The organism is Myxococcus sp. CA033, from assembly GCF_013336625.1.
Classification (GTDB): Bacteria; Myxococcota; Myxococcia; order Myxococcales; family Myxococcaceae; genus Myxococcus; species Myxococcus llanfairpwllgwyngyllgogerychwyrndrobwllllantysiliogogogochensis.
In genome coordinates this window covers 318,758-345,488 of sequence record NZ_JABUMU010000007.1, presented here as the reverse complement: position 1 = coordinate 345,488, position 26,731 = coordinate 318,758, and the positions used below count along the sequence as shown (strand labels likewise).

23 protein-coding genes and 1 riboswitch are annotated in these 26,731 nt (G+C 68.7%); of the genes, 13 read left to right on the top strand and 10 right to left on the bottom strand.

The features are described from left to right. The first annotated feature begins 1 nt into the window (after window position 1). The 4 genes from HUA78_RS20610 (at window position 2) to HUA78_RS20600 (ending at window position 2,662) form a co-directional block, all read left to right on the top strand. A complete protein-coding gene (locus HUA78_RS20610; protein WP_174455444.1) occupies window positions 2-1,030 on the top strand; it encodes an ATP-grasp domain-containing protein in 1,029 nt (342 codons plus the stop codon). A 69-nt stretch (window positions 1,031-1,099) separates the two neighbouring features. Next, window positions 1,100-1,169: riboswitch (guanidine-III (ykkC-III) riboswitch) on the top strand. Window positions 1,170-1,187: 18 nt separating this feature from the next. Then, the gene (gene sugE, locus HUA78_RS20605; RefSeq protein ID WP_141642317.1) at window positions 1,188-1,514 is read left to right on the top strand and encodes a quaternary ammonium compound efflux SMR transporter SugE; all 327 of its coding nucleotides are present in this window, start codon (window positions 1,188-1,190) and stop codon (window positions 1,512-1,514) included. A gap of 44 nt (window positions 1,515-1,558) precedes the next feature. Continuing rightward, complete coding sequence (locus HUA78_RS45955; protein ID WP_217442536.1) at window positions 1,559-2,203, top strand: hypothetical protein; 645 nt, start codon at window positions 1,559-1,561, stop codon at window positions 2,201-2,203. 3 nt (window positions 2,204-2,206) lie between these two features. After that, complete coding sequence (locus HUA78_RS20600) at window positions 2,207-2,662, top strand: SMI1/KNR4 family protein (RefSeq protein ID WP_174455445.1); 456 nt, start codon at window positions 2,207-2,209, stop codon at window positions 2,660-2,662. Between the two features lie 16 nt (window positions 2,663-2,678). Here the strand turns inward: HUA78_RS20600 and HUA78_RS20595 are convergent, their stop codons facing one another. Beyond that, window positions 2,679-3,740 (bottom strand): hypothetical protein, encoded by a 1,062-nt coding sequence (locus tag HUA78_RS20595; protein WP_174455446.1) that lies wholly within the window; start codon window positions 3,738-3,740, stop codon window positions 2,679-2,681. A gap of 197 nt (window positions 3,741-3,937) precedes the next feature. Here HUA78_RS20595 and HUA78_RS20590 point away from each other — a divergent pair, with 197 nt between their 5' ends. Together HUA78_RS20590 and HUA78_RS20585 are read left to right on the top strand one after the other, a co-directional pair. Further along, entirely contained in the window at window positions 3,938-5,296 is a 1,359-nt protein-coding gene (locus tag HUA78_RS20590; protein WP_174476969.1) for an amidohydrolase, read from the top strand. 115 nt (window positions 5,297-5,411) lie between these two features. Then, window positions 5,412-5,708, top strand: a complete 297-nt coding sequence (locus tag HUA78_RS20585) for a hypothetical protein (protein WP_141642322.1) — start codon at window positions 5,412-5,414, stop codon at window positions 5,706-5,708. Window positions 5,709-5,718: 10 nt separating this feature from the next. On the opposite strand, the gene HUA78_RS20580 is transcribed toward HUA78_RS20585, so the two are convergent. After that, complete coding sequence (locus HUA78_RS20580; protein WP_174476968.1) at window positions 5,719-6,675, bottom strand: alpha/beta fold hydrolase; 957 nt, start codon at window positions 6,673-6,675, stop codon at window positions 5,719-5,721. A 197-nt stretch (window positions 6,676-6,872) separates the two neighbouring features. On the opposite strand from HUA78_RS20580, the gene HUA78_RS20575 reads away from it, so the two are divergent. Beyond that, the gene (locus HUA78_RS20575; RefSeq protein ID WP_174455449.1) at window positions 6,873-8,405 is read left to right on the top strand and encodes a methyl-accepting chemotaxis protein; all 1,533 of its coding nucleotides are present in this window, start codon (window positions 6,873-6,875) and stop codon (window positions 8,403-8,405) included. Window positions 8,406-8,431: 26 nt separating this feature from the next. On the opposite strand, the gene HUA78_RS20570 is transcribed toward HUA78_RS20575, so the two are convergent. Beyond that, the gene (locus HUA78_RS20570) at window positions 8,432-9,826 is read right to left on the bottom strand and encodes an MFS transporter (protein ID WP_371745619.1); all 1,395 of its coding nucleotides are present in this window, start codon (window positions 9,824-9,826) and stop codon (window positions 8,432-8,434) included. 320 nt (window positions 9,827-10,146) lie between these two features. Here HUA78_RS20570 and HUA78_RS20565 point away from each other — a divergent pair, with 320 nt between their 5' ends. From HUA78_RS20565 to HUA78_RS20555, 3 genes are read left to right on the top strand one after another with little or no spacing between them, the layout of a single operon-like run. Continuing rightward, on the top strand, window positions 10,147-11,145 hold the full coding sequence (locus HUA78_RS20565; protein ID WP_141642326.1) for a polyprenyl synthetase family protein: 999 nt from the start codon (window positions 10,147-10,149) through the stop codon (window positions 11,143-11,145). Next, complete coding sequence (locus tag HUA78_RS20560) at window positions 11,142-11,735, top strand: GbsR/MarR family transcriptional regulator (RefSeq protein ID WP_141642327.1); 594 nt, start codon at window positions 11,142-11,144, stop codon at window positions 11,733-11,735. Before HUA78_RS20565 ends, HUA78_RS20560 begins: the two co-directional genes overlap by 4 nt. An 11-nt stretch (window positions 11,736-11,746) precedes the next feature. Continuing rightward, a complete protein-coding gene (locus HUA78_RS20555) occupies window positions 11,747-12,271 on the top strand; it encodes a gamma-glutamylcyclotransferase (protein ID WP_174476967.1) in 525 nt (174 codons plus the stop codon). 209 nt (window positions 12,272-12,480) lie between these two features. On the opposite strand, the gene HUA78_RS20550 is transcribed toward HUA78_RS20555, so the two are convergent. The 5 genes from HUA78_RS20550 to HUA78_RS20530 all read right to left on the bottom strand — a co-directional run bounded on the left by HUA78_RS20550 (window position 12,481) and on the right by HUA78_RS20530 (window position 20,459). Continuing rightward, on the bottom strand, window positions 12,481-12,690 hold the full coding sequence (locus tag HUA78_RS20550) for a hypothetical protein (protein WP_141642329.1): 210 nt from the start codon (window positions 12,688-12,690) through the stop codon (window positions 12,481-12,483). 568 nt (window positions 12,691-13,258) lie between these two features. Next, window positions 13,259-15,463, bottom strand: a complete 2,205-nt coding sequence (glgB, locus tag HUA78_RS20545) for a 1,4-alpha-glucan branching protein GlgB (protein WP_174476966.1) — start codon at window positions 15,461-15,463, stop codon at window positions 13,259-13,261. Then, the gene (locus HUA78_RS20540; protein ID WP_141642331.1) at window positions 15,460-16,794 is read right to left on the bottom strand and encodes a phosphotransferase; all 1,335 of its coding nucleotides are present in this window, start codon (window positions 16,792-16,794) and stop codon (window positions 15,460-15,462) included. The genes glgB and HUA78_RS20540 overlap by 4 nt, the downstream gene beginning before the upstream one ends. After that, a complete protein-coding gene (gene treS, locus HUA78_RS20535) occupies window positions 16,791-18,449 on the bottom strand; it encodes a maltose alpha-D-glucosyltransferase (RefSeq protein WP_174455453.1) in 1,659 nt (552 codons plus the stop codon). The genes HUA78_RS20540 and treS overlap by 4 nt, the downstream gene beginning before the upstream one ends. Window positions 18,450-18,464: 15 nt before the next feature. Next, the gene (locus HUA78_RS20530) at window positions 18,465-20,459 is read right to left on the bottom strand and encodes an alpha-1,4-glucan--maltose-1-phosphate maltosyltransferase (RefSeq protein WP_174465175.1); all 1,995 of its coding nucleotides are present in this window, start codon (window positions 20,457-20,459) and stop codon (window positions 18,465-18,467) included. Window positions 20,460-20,679: 220 nt separating this feature from the next. Between HUA78_RS20530 and HUA78_RS20525 the strand changes: the two genes are divergently transcribed. The 3 genes from HUA78_RS20525 to HUA78_RS20515 all read left to right on the top strand — a co-directional run bounded on the left by HUA78_RS20525 (window position 20,680) and on the right by HUA78_RS20515 (window position 23,865). Continuing rightward, complete coding sequence (locus HUA78_RS20525) at window positions 20,680-21,282, top strand: sigma-70 family RNA polymerase sigma factor (RefSeq protein ID WP_174455455.1); 603 nt, start codon at window positions 20,680-20,682, stop codon at window positions 21,280-21,282. Between the two features lie 112 nt (window positions 21,283-21,394). Continuing rightward, on the top strand, window positions 21,395-22,069 hold the full coding sequence (locus HUA78_RS20520) for a response regulator transcription factor (protein ID WP_174465174.1): 675 nt from the start codon (window positions 21,395-21,397) through the stop codon (window positions 22,067-22,069). Then, window positions 22,066-23,865, top strand: a complete 1,800-nt coding sequence (locus tag HUA78_RS20515; RefSeq protein WP_371745616.1) for a sensor histidine kinase — start codon at window positions 22,066-22,068, stop codon at window positions 23,863-23,865. Before HUA78_RS20520 ends, HUA78_RS20515 begins: the two co-directional genes overlap by 4 nt. Before the next feature lie 12 nt (window positions 23,866-23,877). Here the strand turns inward: HUA78_RS20515 and HUA78_RS20510 are convergent, their stop codons facing one another. Both HUA78_RS20510 and HUA78_RS20505 read right to left on the bottom strand, forming a co-directional pair. Then, the gene (locus HUA78_RS20510; protein WP_174476965.1) at window positions 23,878-26,079 is read right to left on the bottom strand and encodes an SMI1/KNR4 family protein; all 2,202 of its coding nucleotides are present in this window, start codon (window positions 26,077-26,079) and stop codon (window positions 23,878-23,880) included. Window positions 26,080-26,147: 68 nt separating this feature from the next. Next, complete coding sequence (locus HUA78_RS20505) at window positions 26,148-26,501, bottom strand: hypothetical protein (RefSeq protein ID WP_141642337.1); 354 nt, start codon at window positions 26,499-26,501, stop codon at window positions 26,148-26,150. Window positions 26,502-26,731 lie beyond the last annotated feature (230 nt).

Below are 26,731 nucleotides of genomic sequence, written 5' to 3'. Positions count from 1 at the left end.
CATGGCCCCGGGCCCCTGGCGCATCGCGGTCCTCCACTATCAGCCGAAGGGCGAGCCGGCGGACGCTGTCATGGGGCAGGTCCGCTCGGCGCTCGAGGAGGGCGGACACGAGACCGTGGCCATTGGCGTGGACGAGAGCGTGTCCGACCTGGTCCGCATGGTGGGCCGCAGTCGCGCCGACCTGGTCTTCAACATCTGCGAGACGTTCGCCGACGACTACCGGCTGGAGGTCAACGTCGCCGCGATGTTGGAGCTGGCGCGGGTGCCCTTCACGGGCTCTGGGACGGCGGGGCTGCTGCTGGCGCAGGACAAGATCCTCACCAAGCAGCTCCTCCAGTACCACGGGGTGCTCACGCCCCGGTTCGCCACCTTCGATGGGGCGTCCCTGCAGACGAGCGGCGATTTGCGCTTCCCGGTGGTGGTGAAGCCGGCCCGCTCGGATGCGTCGCTGGGGCTGGGCGTGGAGAAGGACCTGGAGGGGCTGGCGCGGCGCGTGCGGAAGATTCGAGAAGAGTTCGGTGACGAGGCGCTCGCGGAGGAGTTCATCGAAGGGCGCGAGCTGTACGTGGGCGTGCTGGGCGACCCCTCGCGGCCGGAAGTGCTGCCGGTGGTGGAGCTGGACTTCGGCGCGAAGTGGGGCCGCAAGCGGATGAAGATCGCCAACCGCGAGGTGAAGTTCGGCCCGGAGACCGCGGGCAGCCCGAGGCTGGTGCTGCCCACGGATTTGTCGGATGAGCTGCTGGGGCGCGTCTCCCGCGCCGCCATCACCGCGTTCCGGGCGCTCAAGCTGCGCGACTACGCTCGCATCGACTTCAGGCTCTCCAGTGGGACGAAGGACCCCTATCTCCTGGAGGTGAATCCGAATCCCTACCTGGAGGCGCAGTGCGAGGTGGCGCTCGGCGCGCGGGAGCGGGGGCTGTCGTATCCCGCGCTCATCCGTCATATCGCCGACACCGCGATGCAGCGGCAGGTGTCCCCGCGCATGAAGGCCGTGCCCGTGACGGAGGCGCAGTCCGTGCCGCGGGTGTGAGGGGGGAATCTCCGGGGGCCAGAGGACGTTGAAGCCGGAGGGGCGAGGCGCTATAGACCTCGCCGTCCGTTGTTCCCAGGGAGGGGACGGCGGGCCCGGACGAGGTGCGCCGTACCCGGTCACGACAAGACGACGCTCATCTCAGGAGTCGTACGTCATGGCGTGGATCATTCTCCTCATCGCGGGGCTGCTCGAGGTGTGCTGGGCCGTGGGCCTCAAGTACACCGAGGGCTTCACCCGTCTTGTCCCCAGCGTCCTCACGGGCGTGGCCATCGTCGCCAGCATGTTCCTGCTGTCCACGGCGGCGAAGACCCTGCCCATCGGCACGGCCTACGCGGTGTGGGTGGGCATCGGAGCGCTCGGTGCGGCGGTGCTGGGCGTGGTGCTCTTCCACGAGCCCATCTCCCCGCTGCGCATCCTCTTCCTCTCCATGCTCCTGGTCGCCATCATCGGACTGAAGGCCACCAGCGGCGCGGGGCACTGAGGTCCGTTCGCGAGCAGCAGTTGCGTGTGGTATCCAGTTTTTCCATGATTAGAGAGCCTGAGGCGCGTGGCGCGGTGTGGCTTGCCGCGTCCGCGCTGGTGCTTGTTGCGTGCGGTTCGGCCACGGTGGGTTCAGTGGGGCCTCCTGCTTCCGCGAAGTGGACGGGGCCGGCCGTGCCAAGCCCCGACGGCGGTCACGTGACGACGAGCATCTATTACGGCCCATGGAGCTGCAGCGCGGACTTCATGACGCGTTGTGAGCGGCGTTGCGCCGCTGCGGGACGCTTGCTTCAAGGCTGCATCTGGCTGGCCGACATCAAGGGGGATTGGAGCGGACGTTTCCTCGGGCTTCCCGCCGCGGCCGGTGGACGTCTGGCTATCACTCACTGCTGTTGCGACTACCCCGAAACGGATGGCGCCGCGTCGAGGCGTATCTGGAACAACGCGCGACGCGGATTTCGCAACCAGTGGGCCGAGGAGTTCGGGGCCTGGCCTCGGGTGCCAGGCGGGGACATGTGGCCAGGGCACCACATCCACGACCTGCTCCATGGAGGCGACCCGGTTGCACGAGCCAACCTCCTGCCCGTCCCGCCAGAAATCCACGAGACGATCAATACCGTGTACCCCCAGTGCTATGCGGGTGACGTGCGGTGGCGCACCATTGGCCCGGACCGGCCATACTCGGATTAGCGCATGCGCCATCTCCTCGATGAAATCTCAGCCCGCCACTTTCCCAACGCCCCCGCGACGCCGGCGCAACTTGCCGCGTTCGAGCTGCGTACGGGATGGCATCTGGATGCGGACCTGCGGGAGTTCTATTCGTGGTGCGATGGCGCGACGCTGTTCCACCCTCGGCCGGATGAGAACTTCCGGATTCTGCCGCTGGCGGAGATTCAGCGTGCGCGCGTCGCGATGCGCGGGAAGGATGATGATTCGATGGGTTCCCCCGCGTGGTGGACGCTCGTCTATTTGGGGGACTCCGATTACTGCCTGGTGGACGTTGCCCCAGAGCATGCAGACCGATTTCCCATCCTCGACGCCTTCCATGAGTCGTATCCTCGGAAGGTGGTTCGAATTGCGCCACGCTTCGCGGATTGGCTCGAGCGCACACTGCGCGGCAACAATCAGCTCTGGTGGTTGCCGGGTTGACGACTGAGGTCCGTGCTCACCAGACGTAGCGAAGGATGAGTTCTCCGTAGGACAAGGAGGGCTCGCCGGATTCGAGGGTGCGGCCTCTCGCACCCAGGCCCGGGTGCGGTTCGGCGTTGAAGGTCCTCACCGCGCCCAGGCCGAGTTGGAGGTTGGCTCGGCCGGAGTAGTAGATGCCCAGCGCCGCCGTGCTGTCCTTCAGGGTCCGGTCATCCTGGCCCACCCGCTCCTGGAACCCCGTGCGGAAGACGTACTCGCCCATCACCGCCAGCGGCACCGCCGTCACCGGGTAGATGTCCAGCGTCGCGGCCAGCGAGAGGGAGACGCGAAGCGCGTGGGTGTTCTGCTCGAACCGCCCTCCCGCGACACTGTCGAACGGGCGGCGCGTCTGCCACGCATACTCCGCCGCCCCGGAGGCCTGGAGCGAGAACACCCGTCCGAAAGACTGCGCCACGTAGAGGCCGCCCTTGGTGCTGGATTCCTTCCGGGGCACGAAGAGCAGCTGACCCAGGTCTCCATCGATGATGCCCCCCACCGTTACCCCGGGCGAATCCACGATGGCGCTGATGAGCGGGAGCAGGGTGATCTCCCGACCCCGGTTGTAGCCGTAGTTCGCTCGGAACGAGAGCTGCGTTCCACTCGTGTCGCTGCGCAGAATCCGCACGACGCCCCCAAGCTGTCCGACGAGGTCGACCGAGGCGCCCGAGGCCAGCAGCCCATCCGCGTTGGAGCCGGTGATGATGGTCGCCCTGCCAAAGCCCGTGAAGCCGAGCCAGTCCGTGATGCCCAGGCTCAGGTCCAGCGTCTGCTGGATACCGGTGAGCAGGACGTCCCGCGGCTCGAGTTCGTTCACCGGGACATCCGGGACGTCATAGCGCGCGAGACCTTCCCGGATGCCCACGTTGGTGGTGACGAACGCACTTCCCTGAAGCATGGGGAAGAGGAACGTGTGGTCCTTGAGCTGGCGAGAGCGCGCGCCGCATGGCTCGGTGCAGGCCTCGTCCTTCTTGGACTTTCCCAGCGCGGGACTCGCGCCGAGGCTCAACAACACTCCCAGACTCAAGATGGCGGTCTTCATCTACGGCAACGTGGGGAACACAGCCACCCAAGACCATTGCCCCGCGCGCCCGGTCTGCGTCGCGGCGAGGACAGCGAACCGACGCCTGACGGCAAGCCCGTTGGTCCACGGACATTGAAGCCAACGCTTCGTGTGCCTGTCGCTCTCCGTCCGCCAGGCGAGGGGCATCTTCCCGCCGCTATCGGGGAGGATGTGGAATGGAAGTGACTGAGACCTTGCAACGGACCGAGCCCACGCACGCATGGCGTCCCGACCTGACGCTCGCGCACGAGCAGCTCGCTCCACGGTTGGAGGCGTTCTATCGGGATCTGCACGCGCACCCAGAGCTGTCCATGCAGGAGCAGCAGACGGCGGCGAAGGTGGCGAAGTGGCTGCGGCACAGCGGCTATGAAGTGACGGAGGAGGTGGGCCGTCACGGCGTCGTGGGCGTGCTGCGCAACGGCCCGGGGCCCACCGTGCTGCTGCGCGCGGACATGGACGCGCTGCCGGTGGAGGAGAAGACGGGCCGCCCGGATGCGAGCCGCGTGCGGGTGAAGGACTCGCACGGCGGCACGGTGCCGGTGATGCACGCGTGCGGACATGACGTCCACATCACCTGTCTGATGGGGGTGGCGGAGCTGCTCGCCCACTCACAGCATCATTGGCGCGGCACGCTGATGATGGTCGCCCAGCCCGCGGAGGAGACGCTCGAGGGCGCGCGGGCGATGCTGCGCGACGGACTCTATGAGCGCTTCGGCAAGCCCGACGTCGCGCTCGCCCAGCACGTGGGCCCGCTCCAGGTGGGAATCGTGGGGCACCATCCGGGCGCCAGCATGATGGCCTCCGCCAACGTGCGGGTGCGCATCTTCGGCAAGGGCGGCCACGGCTCACAGCCACACCTGACGGTGGACCCCGTCGTCATCGCCGCCTACCTGGTGACGAGGCTGCAGACCATCGTCTCCCGCGAGGTGGACATCACCCGCGGCGGCGCGGTGATCTCCGTGGGGAGCCTGCACGCGGGCTCCCGCTCCAACGTGATTCCGGACGAGGCGGTGCTGGAGCTGACGGTGCGCACGCCGACCGATGACCTCCAGGGGCAGTTGCTCGAGGCCATCTCCCGCATGGCGAAGGCGGAGTGCGAAGCGGGGCGCTCCCCCAAGCCGCCGGAAATCGAGGTGATGCACCACACGCGGGTGATGGTGAATGACGACTCCTACTTCACCCGGGTTCGCTCCGCGCACGCGGCCTGGTTCGGAGAGGACCGCATCATCGACACCGGCATGCAGAGTGGCAGCGAGGACTTTCCCTACTTCGACGGGCGCGTGTCCGGCGAGAGCCACGGCGCCACGGTGCCGCTCGTCTACTGGTACTTCGGGGGGACGTCCCACGAGGCGTGGAAACGGGCCCCGGGCAAGACGCTCTGGGAGAAGCTCCGGAACCTGCCGCCGAACCACTCCTCCCGCTTCGACCCCTCGGTCGACAGCCTGCGCTTCGGCTGTGAGTCCATGCTGCTGGCGGCCCTTGCCTGCCTGGATGAAGAGCCGAAGAAGGGAGCCGAGCCCCGGGGCCTGCACTGAAAATCACGGGGGCGCTGACTGATGTTTCTACAGGGACGCAAGAAGTCCTGGCGCCAACCGTCCGGTTTTCCTCAAAGGTGGGGTGGCACGCGGCCTGCTCTATGCCACCACCGCCATGAAGTCTCAGCGGAACACCCATCGACCCTACACCGTGGAAATCGCCGCGGCGGCCTGGAGCCAGGTCGCTCGGCTCTCCCAGGAACGCTACCGCGACATCCAAGCCCGGTTGGAGGGCGTGGCGGCCCTGGCGACACCCACGCCGGAGCCGGCCACGTTCCAGGTGGAGGAGCTGACGGTCCACTACGTCGTGGACGCACGGCGCCGGCTGGTGACGCTGCTGGATATCACCCGCGAGCGAAGCGCCTCCGCGAAGGGCGCCTCGCGGCCTCCGACGACGCGCTCCCCGGGTTGAGGGCCTTCGCTCAGAGCGTGCCGTGCCCGGTCGGCGCGGGCGCGGACGCCTCGATGAAGCCGCGCAGCTCCCTCGCGGTGCGAGCGGCGTCTTCCTCCATGGGGACGTGCCCCAATTCCGGATAGACGATGAGCCGCGCGCCAGGAATGGCCCGGGCGAAGCGCTGGCCGTGCTCCAGCGGAATCCACGCGTCCTTCGCGCCCCAGAGGATGAGCGTGGGCATGCGCAGCTCCCCCAACTGCTTCCAGCGCGCGTCGTCTCCGCCGGCCCGCATCCGTTCGCGAGTGGCGGTCCGGTTGCCTTCTCGCAGCAGGAGCGCGTGGTACTGCTCCACCAAAGCCTCCGTCACGCGCGAGGGTTCTCCGTAGACGGCCCGCAGGTTCCGGTCGATGACCCAGCGCGGGGAGAAGAGTGACAGCACCTCTCCCACGATGGGCGCGCGCATGAGCCGGAAGACGAGCGGCGCGGGCGTGTCGCGCGGAAAACCCGCCGCGTCCACCAGCACCAGCCGCGTCACCCGCCGCGGATGGAGCAGGGCATAGCGCCAGGAGATGGAGCCACCCATGGAGTTGCCTCCCAGGACGAACTGCTCCAACCCCAGGCGCGCGCGAAATGCCTCTACCACCTCCACCATGGCGTCGGCGGTGTATCGCCCCCGCGCGTCCGGCCCGGTGAGTCCGTGCCCTGGAAGGTCCAGGGTGATGACGCGGTAGTTTTCGGACAGCTCACGCACCCAGCCCTCCCAGGTGAAAAGAGAGGCATTGGAGCCATGGAGCAGCAGCAGCGTGGGTCCCTGGCCCTGGTCCCGGTAGTGGATGCGCAACCCATCCACCTCCACGAAGCGGGAAGGCGCTGTCGCGTAGCGCGCCTCCAGCTCCTGGGGAGAAACGTCCAGACGAAGACTGGCCGCGAGAACCCCCGCGAGGAGCACGAGCACGGTGATGAGGACCTTGCGACGAAGCTTCATGGTGCAATTTTCTCCTGGAGCGGCGAGCCGCCGCGAAAGATAGACGGCGAGTCAGGCACCGGCGAGCACGGATTGGGGTGCCGACGGACCCTTGCTTCAATGTGTGTCTTCATGAAACGGCGGGTGGGGTTGCGCCATTGCCAGTCACGCGTCCACAATGGCCGCGCCGCGTTCGCCCTGCATTCCCTCGTGCTCGGATGCGATTCACTCTCTCTCAAAAAATCATCCTCGCGCCGCTCGTCGTGGCGCTGTTCTTCGCCCTGCTTTCGGTGGGGTACACGATTCCGCGCCTTCGCGAGGCCTTCGAGGAGCAAGGCCATTCGATGAGCGCGGCGGTGCCGACGGCGCTCGCCGCGGCGATGGCGGACCTGCTGCGCAATCGCGAGCAGGGAGAGGTGCAGCCCACGCTGGACGCGGTGGCTCAGGAGGGCGCGCTGGCGTACGTGGCGCTGGTGGACGCGAAGGGCGCGCTGGTGGGCGTGTCGGGGCGCCACGCGCAGATGTTGCGCGACCACGTCTCCGAGCTGGCCGCGACGAAGGAGGGCACGCCGCTGCGAGCCGAGGACGTGGAGCTGCTGGACATGGCGGCGCCGGTGCCCGGCGGCCTGGGCACCGTGCACGTGGGCTTCAATCGCACGGAGGCCCGGGGCCACATCAACGGCATCGTGGGCAACCTGCGAATCGTGCTGCTGGCCGCGCTGGTGGTGCTGATGGGGTTGGCGTGGGTGATCAGCCGCCGCATCGTCGCGCCGCTCATCGCGCTCACCGGGGCCGTGCGGCGCATCGCCGAGCACGGCGATTTGCGAGAGCCGGTGCATGTCTCGACCCAGGACGAGGTCGGCGACCTGGCGCGCGCGGTGGGGTTGCTGGTGGGCAAGCTGAAGGACCTCTTGCATCAGCTCCACTCGTCGACGGAGCTGCTCAGCGACTCGGTGATGGGGCTGAACGAGTCCGCGACCGAGCAGAACCAGATGGTCACGCGACAGGCCGCCGCGCTCCAGGAGACGCAGGTGACGGCGCAGGAGATCCGCCAGACGGCGTTGCTGGCCTCCAGCTCCGCGCAGTCCGTCATCGAGGTCGCCGAACGCGCGGAGGCGCTGGGGAAGTCTGGCGAGGACGCAGTCTCCGCGAGCATCGAAGGCATGGTGGATCTGCGCTCCCAGGTGGAGCAGATCACCCTGCGCATCATGTCGCTGAGCGAGCGCACGCAGCAGATTGGCGGAATCACCGAGACGGTGAAGGACCTGGCGGACCAGTCGCACCTGCTGGCGGTGAACGCGGCCATCGAGGCGGCGCGCTCGGGCGAGCACGGCAAGGGCTTCGCGGTGGTGGCGCGGGAGATTCGCGCCCTGGCGGACCAGTCCATCCGCGCGACGAACCAGGTGCGGAAGATCCTCTCCGACATCGGCGAGGCCATCGCCGGCACGGTGCAGATCACCGCCGAGGGAACCCAGCGGATGGAGGCGGGGCTGACGCAGGCGCGCGCATCCGGAGACACGCTGCGACAGCTCAGCACCATCGTCCAGGACAGCACCGCCGCCGCGCGGCAGATTGCGCAGACGGTGAGCCAGCAGGCCACGGGCATCGAGCAGATCTTCACCGCCGTCAACGAGCTGAACTCGCTGATGGGGGATACCGTGACGCGCATCTCCGCCACCAATGAATCCGCGGTGTCCCTGAAGCTGCTCTCCGAGCGTGTGGCCGAGGTGGTGCGGGCCTATCGCGTCTGAGCAGCGACGGGTGCGAGGCATGAGGCTCAGCCCGGGCGGTGACTCCCGGTGCTCGGCGGGGCCAGCACGCGGGAGGCGCGTGTTCGAGGCAACAGCCGGGACACGAGCGCGCCCATCGACGTCACGGGGTGGGCGCCGGGCTCGGGGAGGCGCGCTGCGAGCAGGCCCGCGGCGAGCCGGGCCACCGAGGACACGACGAAGAGGACGTGCAGGTTCACCCAGGGCTTGCCGCCGAGGATGAACGTCTCCGGCAGGGCGGAGGCGATGGCGCCTCCCAGCGCGGCGGCGACGGAGTAGGCCAGTCCTCCGGCCGTGGCGAAGGCGGCGAGATAGAAGGGCCGACCCTTGCGCGGCGCGACGCTGAGCGGCAGGGCGAAGATGGCCAGGCCGTGGCCGCTCCACAGCGCGCCCGCGAGCAGCACGTCGAAGAGCAGGGGCCACAGCGTCCCCGCCGAGGGCAGCAGCCACAGCGCGGGGATGACGCCGATGCCCAGCGAGCACGCCATCAGCACGGGCTGCGCGCCGACCTTGTCGATCATCTTCCCCCACAGCGGCGCGGTGAGGATGCGCACCCCCGCGACGGCCGCGGCGTGCAGCGCCATGATGACGAAGGTCATCTTGAGGTTCTGGAGGCTGTGCAGCGCGAAGAACGGCGCGGACACGCCCACCGCCGCGTTCCAGGCGACCTGGTAGGTCAGCACGCGCCGCGCCAGCGGGTCCTTCAGCGGCACCAGCGCGCCCTTGAGCTCCAGCCGGGGCGTGGTGCCCGGCGGCGCGGGGTCATGCTGGCTGGCCATGAGCAGCGTCGTCACCACGCCCATGACGCAGGCGCCGAGCGCCAGCAGGGGCAGCGCCACGCCCAGGCCCTCGCTGGGCCGCAGGCGGTCCATCAACAGGCCCGCGCAGAGCGAGGCCAGGGTGCCCGCCAGGGTGGTGAGCGCGGTGCGCCGTCCGAAGAAGCGTCCCCGCACCGCGCGAGGCACCAGCTCCCCCATCCACGCCACCCACGCGTTGTTGCCCACCACGCCCAGCAGCGCGGACGCCCCGGCCACCACGAGCAGCACGTGTTGCCGCGCCGCGAGCTCCAGCTCCAGCCAGGGGAGAATCGCCAGCGGGAACATCACCAGCCGCGACAGGCACACCGCCGTCAGGGCCACGCGCCGGTGACCGAACGCGGACGTCAGCCACGCCGCCGGGAACTGCACGAACTGGGCAAGAAAGGGCAGGGCGGTCATCACGCCCACCAGCAGGGGCCCCAGCTTCAAGGCGATGGCCCACGCCGTCAGCACGGTGGCACCCGCGCACGCGGTGAAGACCTCCGTGAACATGCCCTCCACCACGGAGGCGCCCAGCGTCGCGCGCAACCTTCGAGCGGGGGTGTGCGAGAGGCCGTCCGGACTGTCCGCCGGGGGCGCGCCCATGAGCGGCGCGGCCGACCCGGGCAGTGACGAGCCCGGCCGGAAGAGGGGAACGGCGGAGGCGAGCGAGGCGAAGCTGCTCAGGACGTAGCGACGAAAGGCAGCGGGGGGGCTCAACGCGGTCCTTGCAACGAGGGAGCGGGGGCCCTCCGTCTGTCGCACGGCTCGGCCAGGCGCCTCAATCCGACCCCGTCTCCCCCTGGGTCGCCCGCTCGGACCCCGAGCGACTTCAGCCGCCTGCCCCCCTGGCCGGAGGGGACGCTGGAATCAGGTGCAGTTCAAGCGGTCTTGAACTATATGAACGTCCGAGGAGAACGGCGCACATGGAACTGGCTCGGGAGCTCACGGACTTTCTGGCGGCGGTGGAGCAGCGGCTCAACGGCATGCTGGTGGATGGCAACGCCGGTCCCGACGTGAAGGGCGACACGCTGATGGAAGCGGCCCGGCACCTGTGCGTGGGCACGGGTGGCAAGCGCGCGCGTCCCATGCTGGTGCGGCTGTTCGGCGGCGCGGTGGGTGTCGCGCCGGAGCGGCTGGTGGACGTGGCGGTCGCCGCGGAGCTCATCCATTCGGCCAGCCTGCTGCATGACGACGTGGTGGACGCGGGCATGTTCCGCCGGGGCCGCCCGACGGTGAACGCGCGCTGGGGCAACATCGTGGCGGTGATGAGCGGAGACCTCATCCTGTCCACCGGCCTGCACCACCTGGCGCAGCTCGACTCCCGGCTGACCTTGTCCGCGCTGTCGGTCGTCTCCGAGATGACCCGCGCGGCCATCGCGGAGGTGGAGGCGCGCGGCGACCTGGACCTGCCGCTCAACCGGCTGCGCTTCATCGCCGAGGGCAAGACGGGCTCGTTGTTCGGCTGGTGCGGGCACGCGGCGGCGACGCTGGCCAACCTGCCAGAGGCGGTAGACCGCTTCGACGGGTTCGGCCGTCACCTGGGCGTGGCGTTCCAGATCGCCGACGACATCCGCGACATCCTGGGCACGGACGTGGGCAAGCCGCGGTACGCGGACGTGCACTCGCGCACGCCGTCGATGCCCATCCTGCTGGCGGTGGCCAAGGACGAGAGCCTGCGTCGCAAGCTGAAGGACGCGTGGGCCTTCTCCACGATCACTCCCGACCGGACGAAGGAGATTGGCTCGGCGATCGAGGCCACCGGCGCGGTGGAGGCGTCCATGGCGCGGATGAACGTGGAGATTGAAGCGGCGCTGGACAAGCTGGGCCACTTCGCCCACGAGCCCGCGGGCGCGGAGCTGGTGGGCTGGGCGCGCAAGCTGTCGGCGGGAATCGCCGAGCAAGTCCAGGGGCGGGCCGCATGAAGGGCTACCTGTGGACGGGGGGACACGGGAGTCCGGGCAGCCCAGACGCACCGGTCATCGAGGGCCGGCTGGCGCCGTGGGAAGCCATCGCGGTGGACGCGGTGGGCAATGTCATCGAGTTCTGGGGTTTCAAGCGCAACCAGGGCCGGGTGTGGGCGCTCTTGTATCTGCGGGGCGAGCCGCTGACGGCGGGCGAAATCGAGCGCGAGCTCGACTTGTCCAAGGGTGGCGTCTCCATGCTGCTCCGAGACTTGGAGCGCTGGGGTGTCATCCAGCGGGTGCGGCTGCCGCAGGACACCGTCTGGCGCTACGGCGCGGAGACGGACCTGGTGCGGATGGTCCGCCACGTCATCGAGGAGCGCGAGGCGGGCTTCGTGGCGCGCATCCGCGCGGACCTCTCCGAGGCACGGCGGCTGGCGGAGATGGCGGGCGAAGTTCCGAGCGAGCGGCTGGAGCGGCTGGAGAAGATGGCCACGCTGGCCGAGCACGTGGAGCGGGCGCTGAGGCTGTTCATCAAGACGTCGCGGCTGGACGTGTCCGGGGTGTTGGCGGTGTTCCGGGACGGCGCGTCGCGCCGGAACGAGCGGTAGAGGGGACACACATGGATTCGCATTACGACCAGGTGATGAAGGCCCGCGAGGGCGCGGACCCGAACGCGAAGCGGCTGTACTTCGCGTATTCGACCATCCTGGACCGGGCCGCGTTCGACGAGTGGAAGCAGCAGCACTCGTACGGGTTCTTCGAGTTGCCGGAAGGGCGGCTGGCGGAGGCGGTGGACGTGGACCTGGTCTACGACTTCCCGTCGCGCTGGTGGGGCGGCCGGGTGGCGGGGCTGGCGGATGCGACGGGAGGCCAGGTGTTCGGGCGCCTGTTCGAGATTCGCGGCCAGGACTGGCCCATCGTCCAGCACAAGGAAGGCTTCGTGACGGGCATGTGCGTCGAGCGCACGGTGAAGGTGCTCGTGGACGGGCAGGAGGTGGAGGCCACGGCCTTCGTCACCAACCCGAGGCGTGCCGCGCAGGACGGCCCGGTGAGCCCTCGCTTCGTGGAAGCCCTGGTGCGGGGCGCGCAGGCGGCCGGGCTCCCGGCGGACTACGTGGAGCGGCTGAAGCGCGGCGGGGCCTGAGGGCGGCCGGACGCGAGCGGAGGATGGGCACCGTGCCATTCCGGGCGGCGGTGCCTAGGTTCTTCCCGCGTCCATGTTCTTCTTCTTCTCGAACCGACTGGGCTGTCTGGGCAGCATCCTCGTTTCCGTGGTGCTGAGCGCGCTGCTGTACTTCCTCTTCATGCGCGCTTGAGCTCGCCAATCGTCAGAGGGTGGTGCAGGCCCGTCGGTCACGGTTTTCCGCGCCAGAGGTCGTCCTCGTCCTCGTTCTCGAGCGGGTGGACGGTGACCATCGTTCCATCCTTGTCCGGGGTGCTCCGGGTGGCCTCGGATTCAGCCGGGGTGTGTGGCGCACGCTCGGAGAAGCTGTCGCCCTGAAGCTGTCGCTGGCGTTGCTCGCTGGTGCCGCCATATCCCTCGGCGATCTTCTTTCGGGCCATCGTGCGTTCCTCTCGCTGGGGTGTCGTCCCATACGCTGGGGGCGACCAAGCGGGTCCGCAATGCATGGCCGCGTCATGGCGCCTGCCCTGGCTCGGGTGGCCTGGAGGGGGACCGGGCGCCGGGCCTCGCCGCTCAGATCACGCTCCGATCTCAAGACCCATGCCTACATGAACACAAGGACAGTGGTTTCCAGCCCCTGGCCCCGCACGGATTGTCGAGGAATCATCAGGAGTTGAGGTGTCCTTGGCGTGAAATCGGGAGCTTGCGGAGACCTGAACGCATCAGCAGTGGGTCCGAAGTTCCTCCGCAAGCCGAAGCCAACCGATCACGTCATGATCGGCGGCACGAAAATTCTCGTGCCTACATGCTCTGATGATCAGTGGTTTTCGCCCCACTGCTCAGGCCTTTCACGCCCAAGCGAGGGCTCGGTCGAATGGCTGTGCCTACATGCCTGGATGTTCAGGGATTTCCCAGGGCCGCCACGCTCGACGCCATGAAACAAAAAAGTCAATCACAGACACGGCACGCGCGTCTATGATTGACTTGTTTGCAATTGGATGTCTGTCTTTATCCCGGCGTGAACCACAAGACAGACAGCGGAGGGAGGGTGAGCAATGCGGAAGCCGGCTGTCCATCCCAGCCCGTGGCCTCCGTGTGGAGCTGCCCCATGTTGCCCGTGTTGGAGCCGCCGTACTCGCCCGCGTCGGAGTTGAGCACCTCGACGTAGTTGGCCTGGAGAGGGAAGCCGACGCGGTATTTCTCGCGCACGGTGGGGGACAGGTTGGCCACGCACACCACATGACGGCCGGGCTGTCGCGAGCGGCGGACGAAGGCCAGCACGTTCGACGACGCGGAGTCCGGCTGGAGCCACTGGAAGCCCACGGGCTCGCTGTCCGCGTCGTACAGCGCCGGCAGCTCCTTGTAGATGCGGTTCAGCCTCGCGACGAGGCGCTGGATGCCCTGGTGCCCCGGGTCCTGCGTCAGGTGCCAGTCCAGGCTCTTGTCGTGGTTCCACTCGGCCGGCTGGCCGAACTCGCCGCCCATGAAGAGCAGCTTCTTGCCCGGGTGCGCCCACATCCACGCGAACAGCGAGCGCAGGTTGGCGCGCTTCTGCCACGGGTCTCCCGGCATGCGCCCGTACAGGCTGCCCTTGCCGTGCACCACCTCGTCATGGCTCAGTGGCAACATGAAGTGCTCGCTGAAGGCGTACAGCAGGCCGAACGTCAGCTGGTTGTGGTGGTACTGCCGGTAGATGGGGTCCTTGGAGAAGTACGACAGCGTGTCGTGCATCCACCCCATGTTCCACTTGAAGTGGAAGCCCAGTCCGCCCTCGCTGACGGGGGAGGAGACCTTGGGCCACGCGGTGGACTCCTCGGCGATGACCACGACGCCCGGGTGCTTGCGGCGCACGGTGTCGTTGAGCTCGCGCAGGAACTGGATGGCCTCTTCGTTCTCCCGGCCGCCCCAGCGGTTGGGGATCCATTCGCCCTGCTTGCGGCTGTAGTCGAGGTAGAGCATCGACGCCACCGCGTCCACGCGCAGCCCATCGATGTGGTACTCCTCAATCCAGAACAGCGCGTTGGCGATGAGGAAGTTGCGCACCTCGTTGCGGCCGAAGTTGAAGACCAGCGTGCCCCAGTCCGGCTGCGCGCCCTTGCGCGGATCCGCGTGCTCGTACAACGCCGTGCCGTCGAAGTCGCCCAACGCGTGCGCGTCCCGGGGGAAGTGGCCGGGCACCCAGTCGACGATGACGCCAATGCCCTCCTGGTGCAGGTGGTCCACCATGAAGCGGAAGTCGTCGGGGTGGCCGAAGCGCGCGGTGGGCGCGTAATAGCCACTGACCTGGTAGCCCCACGAGCCTCCGTAGGGATGCTCCGACACGGGCAGCAGCTCCACGTGCGTGAAGCCCATGTGCTTGACGTACTCGGCCAGCGCGGGCGCCAGCTCCCGGTACGTCATGGGGCGGTCCCCGTCCTCCACCACCCGGCGCCAACTGCCCAGGTGGACCTCGTAGACGCTCCACGGCTGGTGCGCGACGTCGGACTTCTGGGTGCGCGACTCCAACCACGCGCCATCTCCCCACCCGTACCGTCCCAGGTCATGCACCACGGACGCGGTGGCTGGAGGCACCTCGGCGCGGAAGGCGAACGGGTCCGACTTCAGCACGCGCGGCCCACCCTGGCCGGGACGAATCTCGAACTTGTAGCGCGCGCCTTCTCCGACCTCCGGAACGAACAGCTCCCAGATGCCCGACGCACCCATGCGCCGCATCGAGTGCAGCCGTCCATCCCAGCTGTTGAAGTCACCGACGACGGAGACGCCCGCCGCCGTGGGCGCCCACACCGCGAAGGACACGCCGCGCGTGCCGTTGTGGTGGATGAGGTGCGCGCCCATGCGCTCCCAGAGCCGCTCGTGGCGCCCCTCACCGGCGTAGTACAGGTCCATCTCCCCCAGCGTGGGCAGGAAGCTGTACGAGTCCCGCAGGGTGAAGACGCGCTTGCCGGGGTACTCCACCTCCAGCAGATAGCCGAAGGTCTTGTCGCGTCCGTTGACGCGGGCCTCGAAGACGCCGTCCTGACGGTGCGTCATCGGGACACGGCCTCCGAACTCCGGGAGGACGTGGATGGCCACGGCGTCCGGGCGGAAGGCGCGAATCACCACGCCGTCACCGTCCGGGTGGATGCCCAGCACGGAGTGGGGCTCCGGGTGCCGCAGCTCCACCACGCGCCGAAGCTCCGCGTCGACCTGTGCCTTGTCCGCCGGCTTCCTCACTGGGCCTCCTCCATCCTCAAGAGGGCCTCGACGGGGATGCGCACCCAGTCAGGCCGGTTCTGCATCTCATACCTCACTTCGTACAGGAGCTTCTCCAGCTCGAACGCGCGCAACATCGTCTCGAATGCCGCCGTGTCCGTGGGCAGGAAGGTCGCTCCCTGGGTTGCCTTGCGATAACCCTCCAGGAACGCCTCCCGGCTGGGGCCCACGCGTCCTCGCGGCGCGCCTCCCTCCAGCGCCACCGTGGCCTCCGCGTAGTCGAACGAGCGGAGCATCCCCGCCACGTCCCGCAGCGGGCTGTACTTCTCGCGCCGCGACGTGAAGCTGCGCGCCGGCTCCCCCTCGAAGTCGAAGATGAGCCACTGCTCGTTGGCCCGCAGCACCTGACCCAGGTGCAAATCCCCGTGGATGCGAATCTTCTGTCCGGAGGGCGCCACGTGGGCCAGCCGCCTCGCGTATTCGATGAGGCCCTCGCGGCGCCCCTCCAGGTCCGGGTGCAGCCGGCCGGCCTCGGCCAGCGTCACGCCCAGCTCTCCGACGATGGACGCGCTCCAGCGCTGCAGGTCCTCCTGAAGTAACGGCTCCGGAGCGAAGGCCGCGTCGTCCATGGGCGCGGAGCCGAAGGCCTGGTGCAGGTCTCCCAGTCGCCCGCCCAGCTCCTCCATCTCGCTGAGAAAGCGCTCGCCCAGGGGGCGCTCCTGGCGCAGCCGGTCCAGCGTGTACTTCCACCCATCCACCGCGTCGGGGACGAAGCGATGTGCCAGCGCGAGCGTGGCGCTGGCGGCGCCCTCCAATCGCAGCGCCCCCAGCAGCGCGGGCGTGGCCCGGAACGTCGTCCGCGTGGCGAGGAAGCGCCCGACCTCGTGCTCCGGGTTCACCCCCGCCTCCAGCTTGCGGATGACCTTCACGATGACCTTCTCACCCAGCACGATGGAGGTGTTGCTCTGCTCGACCATCAGCCGGCGCACCGAGAGCGGGGAGGGGAGGCCCAGCAGGCCCTCCGGCCCTCCAATCCATTCCCCCACCACGCGGCCCGACGCGGAGGGGAGCTGGGCGCCGTCGCGGATGAGGTCGAACAGGGCGCGCAGACAGCCATCGTCCTCCAGCGCGTCCTTGACGCCCTCCGCCGAGGGTTTCACCGGCAGGAGGTAGCGCTCGGGTTGGCCCAGCTCGTAGACGACCTCCACCACGGCGAGCGACAGACTGCACGGCGTGGCGTCCAGGTTCGCGTGGTCCACCACGCTGACCTGCTTGATGGGCCAGGCCTTGCCGGCGAACCACCGCTGGCTCTTGAGGTACTCCGGCAGCTTCGTCAGGTCCAAGGTCGTCATGCGCGGCTTCCTCCTCCCGGCAGCGGCTGGTCCAGCCGAAACCACAAGAACATGTAGGGGCCCATCGACAGCTGGTAGGGCAGGTCGCTGATCCGCGGGAAGGGCGTTTCGCCAATCATCTCCACGGGCACCTTGCCTTCCCAGTCACGCAGGTCCATCACGGCGGGCTGCGCGAAGCGTGACAGGTTGCACACCACCAGCACCGTCTGGCCTTCCCACTCCCGCACGAAGGCCATCACCTTGCGGTTCTCCATGGGCAAGAAGCGCAGCGTCCCCAGGGAGAACACGGGGTAGCGCTGGCGGATGCGAATCATCCGCTTCACCCAGTGCAGGAGGCTGGACTTCACCCGCTCCTGCGCCTCCACGTTGATGGACTGGTAGCCATAGACGGGGTCCGCGATGACGGGCGCGTACAGGCGCGCGTAGTCCGCCCGGCTGAAGCCCGCGTTGCGGTCTCCCGTCCACTGCATGGGCGTGCGCACGCCGTTGCGGTCGCCCAGGTAGATGTTGTCCCCCATTCCAATCTCGTCGCCGTAGTAGAGGACCGGCGTGCCGGGCAGGGTGAACAGCAGGCTGTGCATCAGCTCGATGCGCCGGCGCCCGTTGTCCATCAGCGGCGCGAGCCTGCGGCGGATGCCCAGGTTGATGCGCATCCGAGGGTCCGTGGCGTACTCCCGGTACATGTAGTCCCGGTCCTCGTCCGTCACCATCTCCAGCGTCAGCTCGTCGTGGTTGCGCAGGAAGAGGGCCCACTGACACGACTCCGGGATGTCCGGCGTCTGCTGCATGATTTCGACGATGGGCGTGCGGTCCTCGCGGCGGATGGCCATGAACAGGCGCGGCATCACCGGGAAGTGGAAGCCCATGTTGAACTCGTCGCCGTCGCCGAAATAGACGCGCACGTCGGCGGGCCACTGGTTGGCCTCCGCGAGCAGCATCTTCCCGGGGTACTCGGCGTCGATGGTCTTCCGCAGGCGCTTGAGGAAGGCGTGCGTCTCCGGAAGGTTCTCGCAGTTGGTGCCCTCGCGCTCGAACAGGTAGGGCACCGCGTCGCAGCGGAAGCCGTCCACGCCCATGTTGAGCCAGAAGCGCATCGCGTCCAGCATCGCTTCCTGCACCTGAGGATTGTCGTAGTTCAGGTCCGGCTGGTGGCTGAAGAAGCGGTGCCAGAAGTACTGCTTGGCCACCGGATCCCACGTCCAGTTGGAGCGCTCGGTGTCCGTGAAGATGATGCGCGCGCCCTTGTACTTCTCATCCGTGTCGCTCCAGACGTACCAGTCGCGCTTGGGGCTCTTCGGGTCGCTGCGCGCCTCCTGGAACCAGGGGTGCTGGTCGCTGGTGTGGTTGACCACCAGCTCGGTGATGATGCGGATGCCGCGCTTGTGCGCCTCCTCCACCATCCGCTGGAAGTCGGCGAGCGTGCCGTAGTCCGGGTGGACGCCGTAGTAGTCCGCGATGTCGTAGCCGTCATCGCGCAGCGGAGAAGGGTAGTGGGGGAGGATCCACAGGCAGTCGATGCCCAGGTCCTGGAGGTACGGGAGCTTCTCGATGAGGCCCGGGATGTCGCCATGCCCGTCGCCGTTGGAGTCGTGGAATGCTCGGAGGTGCAGCTCGTAGATGAGGGCCTTCTTGTACCAGAGGGGATCCAGGTCCATACGCCTCTCGGGTTGTCACTCGTAGTAGTCGAACGCGTGCTCGGTACGGCGGAAGCGGTAGACGGCCCAGACGGCCGCGGGCTGTTCGGGCGTCAGGCGCACCTGCACGTCCGAGCCTTGCCACAGGGAGCGCTGATCCGTCATCAGCTCGTGCACCTGATAGGTCTCGTCCGCGTTCGCGCCAAGCCATTCCAGCGGAAGTCGCAACAGCGCCTCCTGCGGCGCGTACGGATCCAGACTCACCGCGACCAGCACGGTGCTGGTGCCGTCCGGGGTGCGCTTTCCGTAGAAGAGGACCCGCTCGTTGTCGGACTCGAAGAAGCGCAAGCTGTCGTAGGTGTGCAGCGCGGGCTGCGTCAGGCGCGCGTTGTTGAGCCGCGCAATCCAGTCCCGGATGTTGCCCGGCCGGTCCGCGTCCCACGCGACGAGCTGGTACTTCTCCGAGTCCAGGTACTCCTCCTTGCCAGGCAGCGGGCGGCCCTCGCACAGCTCGAAGCCGCAATACATCCCGTAGACCGAGGAGAGCGTCGCGGCAAGCGCCGCGCGCAACCGGAACGCACCGGGCCCCGCGTTCTGCAACAGCTCCGGCAAGATGTCCGGCGTGTTGGGCCAGAGGTTGCCGCGGAAGTAGTCGGATACGGGCGGCTGGGTGATCTCCTCCAGGTACTCCTGGAGCTCGCCCTTGAAGTTGCGCCACGTGAAGTACGTGTACGACTGGGTGAAGCCCACCTTGGCCAGGGCCTTCATCACCTTGGGCCGGGTGAAGGCCTCGGAGAGGAAGAGCACATCGGGGTGGCGCTCCTGCACGCGGCGGATGAGCCACTCCCAGAACTGGATGGGCTTGGTGTGCGGATTGTCCACGCGGAAGGTCCGCACGCCCTGCTGCACCCAGTGCAGTACGACGGACTCCAGCTCCGTCCACAGCGACTCGCGCGCGGGGCCCATCCAGTCGAAGTTGACGATGTCCTCGTAGCGCTTGGGCGGGTTCTCCGCCGTCTTGATGGTGCCGTCCGGACGGCGCTGGAACCACTCCGGATGCTCCTTCACATAAGGGTGGTCCGGAGAGCACTGGTACGCGAGGTCCAACGCCACCTCGATGCCGTACGACTGCGCGGCCTGCACGAAGTGACGGAAGTCCGCCAGCGTGCCCAGGCTCGGGTGCACCGCCTTGTGGCCCCCCTCGGCCGCGCCGATGGCCCACGGACTGCCTACGTCCTCCGGGCCCGCCTTGAGGCTGTTGTTCTTCCCCTTGCGCGCGGTGCGGCCAATGGGGTGGATGGGCGGCAGGTAGATGACGTCGAAGCCCAGGCCCTGGATGTACGGCAGCCAGGCCTCTGAATCCTGGAACGTCCCATGCGTGCGCCCATCGCGCTTCGCCGAGCGCGGGAAGAACTCGTACCAGGCCCCGAAGCGCGCCTTGAGCCGGTCCGCGAACACCTCCAGCTCCGGCTCGTGCCGCCGCGCCAGCGCGCGGTCGGGATACGTGGACGCCACCGTGGCCAGCTCCGGCGCCAGCGCCACGGCCACCAGGTCCGGTGTCGGGGGCTGACGCATCCGCACCGCGGCCTCGGTGAGCACCCGCGCGTCGGCCGCGTCCACCGGGCGCGCTCGGGCCGCCGCGCCTTCCAGCAGGGCCGCGCCCTCCAACAGCTCGCTGCGCACGTCCCGGCCCGCATCGACCTTGCGCTTCAGCTCCGACGTCCAGGTCCGGAAGAGATCCGGCCAGGCTTCAATCGTGTACTGGTAGCGGCCATTGCGAGCCAGGGGGAACTCCGCCTCCCAGGCGTCGTTGCCGAGCGGGCGCATGGGGACCTCGCGCCAGTCGGTCTGCTGTTCCTGGGGAGAGGCCTGTCGCCAGCGGACGACGGCGACGAGGACGTCATGGCCCTCCTTGAAGATGTCGGCGCGGACGGTGAGGCTCTCCCCGGCGACACGCTTGACGGCGTGGCGGCCGCCGTCGAGCTGGGGCTTGACTCCCTCGATGAACACGCTCCCGATTCGATCTTTCATATCGGCTCGCGGCCCTTATAGGTCTGAGGTGGGGTGAAGCTGGGCGGCGTGTCGCGGGGTGCGTTGATGAAGGACGACTGGCGCGTCGGCCGCGTTGGCTCGTGAACGTTAGGGACGGGGTCTGGGGACGCCCACCCGTTGGCTTCAAAGGGGCTGACCGCCCGGCTGCCCATACTTGAAGCTGGGATCCGCACCTCGGGTTGCGGTATCCGGGAAATACATGGCGCTTCCTCCACCCTCCGCTCAGCGGGCGAGCGACCCCGCCGCCGACAGGGCCCTGCTCCAGCAGGTCGCCCTGGGCAGCGGCGTGGCCATGCGGGAGGTCTACGCGCGCTGCGGAGCCCGGGCCTTCGCGGTGATGCTGCGGCTGTTGCCTTCCCGAGCGGACGCGGAGGAGGTGCTTCAGGAGGCCTTCCTCGAGGTCTGGCGGCGCGCCCGAGACTTCGACCCGGACCGCGGCGGGCTGGAGACCTGGGTGGCGACCATCGCTCGCACGCGCGCCATCGACCGGCTGCGCTCCATGGGCACCGCCGCCCGAGTCGCCGAGGGCTCCGCCCACGAGCCGCCTCCGATGAGCGCGACGCCTCCCGCTCCGGACGACGCGACGTCCCAGGGCCAGGACCGCGTGCGGGTGCGCAGGGCGATGATGACGCTGCCTCCCGAGCAGCGCGAAGTGGTGGAGCTGGCCTACTTCGAGGGCCTGTCGCAGCGGGAGATCTCCGAGCGCACTGGAGACCCCCTGGGCACGGTGAAGACCCGGGCGCGGCTGGCCCTGGAGAAGCTCGCGGACCTGCTCCGGGACGAGCGCGGCCCGGCGGACTGAGGCGCGGCCGGCTCCCGTTAAGGGAGTCTTAAGGTCCTCGGTATACCGTGGGCGTTCATTCATCCATTCATGACGGCACCGTGGTGACCGGGTGGGAGGAGGCGAGCGGGACATGGGGGAGCGAATCCTGCTGGTGGAGGACGACGCTCGGCTCGGCGCGCAGATTGTCGAGCAGTTGAGGGGCGCGGGCTTCGAGCCGCTGTGGTGGACGGAAGGCCGCGCGCTGCTGCCCGGGGAGCTTCCCGACGTGGGCCTGGTGGTGCTGGACCTGATGCTGCCGGGGACGTACGGCCTGGACATGCTCAAGGCGCTCCGGGGCTTCTCGGAGGTGCCGGTGCTCATCCTGAGCGCGCGCAACGACACGCTGGACAAGGTGCGTGCGCTGAAGCTGGGCGCGGATGACTACCTGACGAAGCCCTTCTGGCCGGAGGAGCTCATCGAGCGGGTGCGCGCGCGGCTGCGCCGGCCGGTGCTCCAGAAGGCGGACGCGGTGCTGGAGTTGGGGCTGTTGCGCGTCGACTTCCAGGCGCGGGAGGTCCGCGTGGAAGGGCGGGTGGTGGAGCTGACGCGGGTGGAGTTCGAGGTGCTCGCGGCGCTGGCCCGCAGGCCTCGCGAGGCGGTGACGCGGCAGTGGCTGGTCGAGCACGTGTTGGATCCGGAGCGCGAGGGGACGGAGCGGACGCTGGACGTGCACGTCTCGCGGCTGCGGCGAAAGCTGGCGCCGGCGCAGTGTGTGGAGACGGTGTGGGGCGTGGGTTATCGACTGGTCGCGGGAGACGGTTCGTGAAGCTCCGCTTGCGCCTGGCGCTCACGGCGATGGCGGCGGTGCTGCCTGTCGTGGTGGCGATGGCGTACTTCCAGCAATCGCTCCGGGAACGCTCGCAGGAGGAAGTGCTCGAAGCCTCCACGCTGGCGCAGATGCAGGTGGAGCGCACGCGCTGCGAGGCCTCGCCCGAGACGTGGCGACCTCGCCCGTTCGAGCGACCCGCGCCGCCCGGGCGTCCGCCGCCGGATGGCCTGGGGCCTCGAGGTGGAGTTGACGACGGACGACCACCACCGCCTCCGAGGAGGGCTGGGAACGATGATGCGCTGCCACCGCGCGGGGAATCGCCGGGTGCATCAGGGAGGGATGAGGCACTCCCGTCTCGTGGGGAGCCGGTGCCGAGAGCCACGGGGCTCGACGAGGCACGTCCACTCGACGAGGAGCCTCCCCCGACAAGGCCCCCAGGCCGACCGCCGCGTCCAAGCGGCAGCGACGCCTTCGAGCGTCCACCACCCCCTCGTCCAGGAGGCAGCGACGCCTTCGATGGACCACCGCCTCGTCCGGGAGGAAGCGACGCCTTCGATGGGCCACCACCGCCTGGAAGGGAAGGGCGGGCCCCTCCTCGGGTGCTCTATTTTCCCTATGACGCTCAGCTCACTTCCCGGAACCCTCGGGCGCCCGCGCTGACAGCGGAGGTCCGTGAGGACGCGCTCGAAGGGGCGACGGTCGCCTGGCGCTCGGAGCTGGATGGGCGGCGGGTCCTCGACCTGCTGGTGCGCATGTCCTGGGACGAAGGTCCGTGCGCCTTCGTCCTCGCCCGTCGTGTGGAGCCTCCGGGGCCTTCGCCGTTCTTCCTCCCACCGCTCAAGGACTGGAGCCTGCTCGTGTCCATTGTCGTCGCGGCGGTGGTGCTGGCCCTGGGCCCGGTGGTGCGCCGCATCCGCATGCTCACCGAAGACGTGCGTGCGTCCGCGCGCAGTGGCTACGAGCAGCCCGTGTCCGTGCGCGGCCATGATGAGATCGCCGACCTCGCCCGGGCCTTCCAGGAGGCTCGCGCGGAAATCCAGGCGCGGATGGCGCAACAGGAAGCACGCGAGCAAGGCCTGCGGGACTTCCTCGCCAACACGACCCACGACGTGATGACGCCGCTCACCGTGCTCCAGGGCACCCTTTCCGCGATGCAGCAGCACCTCTCCCGAGGCGAGCCCGTGAACGCGGCCGAGGTGTCCTCCGCCATGAGCGAGGCGCACTACATGGCCTCGCTGGTCCACAACCTCACCGCGGCGACGCGATTGGAGGCTGGCGCGCCGCACGTCCAGCGCGCGCCCGTGGACCTCAACGACGTGATTGCTCGAGTCCTCGGTCGCCATCAGCCCATCGCCCGGCAACAGCGCATCTCCCTGGAGAGCGGTGTCCCCGCGACGCCCGTTCGAGTGCTCGGCGACGTGACGCTCATCGAGCAGGCCATCAGCAACGTCGTGGGCAACGGCGTGCGCTACGGCCGCGAGGAGGGGCACGTGGCCGTCGTGCTGGAGAGCACCCGTGAGGGACGCTTCGTGCTCCGCGTCATCGACGACGGGCCCGGCATCTCCGAAGAGGAGCGAGCGCGAATCCTCGAGCGAGGCGTCCGAGGAAACGTCGCGCGCACCCGGGCCCCGGAAGGACAGGGGCTGGGCCTGCACATCGCCCACCACGTCGCGCAGGTCCACGGCTGGGCCCTGACGTTGAACCCGTCCGAGTATGGCGGGCTCGAGGTGTGCTTCTCGGGGGAGATGCTGGCTCCTGACAAGGACTCGGCGCCGCGCGCTCCGCACGCCTGAGGGGACGCGGCGTCAGGAGCTGAGCAGGTCGTCACTGTCGCTGCGGACGTACCAGCGCTTGTCGCGAAGCCGCTTCAGGTAGTCGGTGAGGTAATCCTCCAACGAGGGTGCCTTCGCCTCATCGAGGGGCCCCGCGTATTCGGACCAGCGCAGCACCTGTCCACGCCGACCGGCCGGGCCCGGGGTGAGGTCCACGCAGAGCGCCTCGCCGTGGTCGTTCTTCGCGAACGGAATCCAACCCGCGCTCCACCACGTCCGGGTGAGCTCCTTCTGGCCCTTGGTGAGATCCAAGGGCTTGGACTTCGCGAACGCTCCGCTCTCACGTTGGGTCTCCAACTGTGTCCAGAGGTCGGTGATCTCCTTCACGCTCAGCACCTGATACGTGAAGAAGGACAGGCCCTGCTTCTTGTCCGGTGCGCCCCCGCCGAAGCGGAGCAGGAACGCCTGGAGGTCCGCGGGCAGCTCCGCCCCCACGCTCTTCTCCAGCGCGTCCACCTGCTGCTGGGACGCGGATTTCGTGCGGGCGAATCGCTGCGCATAGGGCGCGTGGTGCTCCTCGTACCAGGCTCCCAGTTGGTTCGAGAGCGCCTCCACGCGCTCGGCGGCGGTGCCCACCCTCGACGGCTCGGGAGCCGTCACCGGGGCAGTCGCGGTTGCCTCGGGATCATCCGGCTCCTCGTCGCCGTACAGTTCGATGCGTCCGGTCTCGAGTCCCTCCAGGTAGTGCTCGAAGAATGCGTCCATGGACGGGGCATAGGGGCTCAGGGGGCCGCCGCGAATCTCCCAGCCGATGACCTGTCCACGCTTTCCTTCCGGGCCGGGGTCCAGGTCCACGCACTTGAGGTTGCCCCCACCGTCCTGCGCGAAAGGCACCCAGCCGGGGTGCCACCAGGTCCACTTCACGTCCTTCTGGGACTTGGACAGTTCATGGGGCTCGGCCTTCTTGAAGGTGCCTTTCTCCACCAGCTTCCGAAGCCCCTTCCAGGTGCTCAGAATCTGGTCGACGGGAAGCACTTCGTACTCGGAGACGGACAGGCCGGGCGACCCCGCCGGTGCACCGCCTCCGAAGCGGAGGAGGAACGCGCGGAAGTCCAGGGGCAGCGGGGTCCCAAGCGCCTTCTCCAGGGCAACGACGCGTGCCTCGGTCGAGGGGCGCGTACTCGCGAGTTGCTCCGCGTAGGTCGGGTTGCGTCTGGCGGCCCACGCGCCAATGCGCTTCCAGACGCTCTCCGCGCGAAGCGAAGCCGCCTGCTCCAGCGTGGGGCTTCCCGCGGCGAGCAGGCGCTTCTCCACCCGCGTGTTCCCACGGACGTTCGCGGTATCGATGGGGTAGTAGCCCCCCGCGTTCGCGGCCTTCGGGTCCGCTCCCGCTTCGAGCAGCAGCGTGGTGAACTTCACGTCCTCGAGGCTGGCCGCGTAATGGAGGGCGTACCAGCCGCGCGCGTTGGGCTGGTTCGGCTTCGCTCCCGCGCGGAGCAGCGCGCCCAGCACCACCAGGGATGGATCTCCGAAGATCTCATCCAGATCGAGCGCCATCGTCAGCGCCGTGTTGCCATCGCTATCCGTCGTCCTGACTTTGACGTCGACGCCCTTGGAGATGAGCCGCTCGGCCACCGGGACGTTCCCGTAGCGGACGGCCTGCATCAGCACCGACCTGCCGTTGGCGTCGACCGCGTTCACCTGGGCGCCGTGCTCCAGCAGCAGCTCGAACAGCTCGGGTTGCTCCTTGTAGTCGACGGATAACATCAGCGGCGTCTCGCCACGACCGTTGGGAATATTCGGGTTCGCGCCCGCGCGCAGCAGCGTCTTCAGGACCTCCGCGGAGGGCTCCTCGTTGGTCTCCTGGTTGAGCAGGTCGGTGAGCACCGTGGAGCGGGCCTCGTCCTTCCACTGGTGGTTGACGTCGGAGCCCCTGGCGATCAGCAGCTTCACCAGCTCCACGCCGTCGTCACCTGTTTGAGCGGTGGCGAAGCCGAGGGGCGTGGCGGAGTCCGAATCCAGCCCCTTCACATCCGCGCCCGCGTCCAGCAGGAGTCGGGCGACGTCGAGGTTTCCCTCGGAGCACGCCGTATGGAGCACGGGATAACCCTCGTCGTCGCTCACGTTGGGGTCGGCCCCATCCGCCAGGTGCCTGGCCACCGCCTTGGCGTTCGACTTCTTGACGGCGGAGAGCAGCGCGGCGTCTGGCTTCGACAGCTTCTTCTTGGGTGACATGGGGGGCGCTCCAGGGCAGTCGTCCTTCTCAACGCTTCCCCGTCGGAAATGTCGCGGTGGAAACGGCCTCAGGAGAAGCGCGCGAGGAACGCCGCGAGCACGGGCCCTCCACGTCGAGCCTCCTCGGGTGAGCCCGGCCCTCCTTCCCGGAGCTGGGCGCGAAGGTCTTCCATCGCGGGCTTCATGGCCTCGAAGGCCTCCATGGCCTGCTCGGCGTTGTCGAAGAACCGGTGGTGGAGGAGCCACCCCGTGACAGAGCAGGTGATGGCGTGGAAGGAGCGGGAGTCGTCCACTTCGTACGTGAGGCGCAGCTGGCCCTCCTGGTCCTCATCCCGAGCGATGGTGCCGCCCTGGGTGCCCATCCAGCCCAGGGACGTGCCGCCGTCATAGGAGGTCCAGGGGGCGCTCGGTTGTGGTGACATCGCTTCTCCTCGGGAGCCTGGGTGGGCACTCCACGCGAACAGTGTTTCACGAAGGCGCGAGCCGGGGCACATCACCCGAGTGGCCGAGGTGGCGCTTCGCGGGTGCATCGGTGCCCGGTCGGAAGTCCCATCGCTGGCCATCGCAACCCATCCGCGGGTTGCGCGTCCCCCCGCGCCGGCCCACGTTTTCCATAGGTTCCCCTGGCTGACGCAGTGCCGCCGGAGGGGGC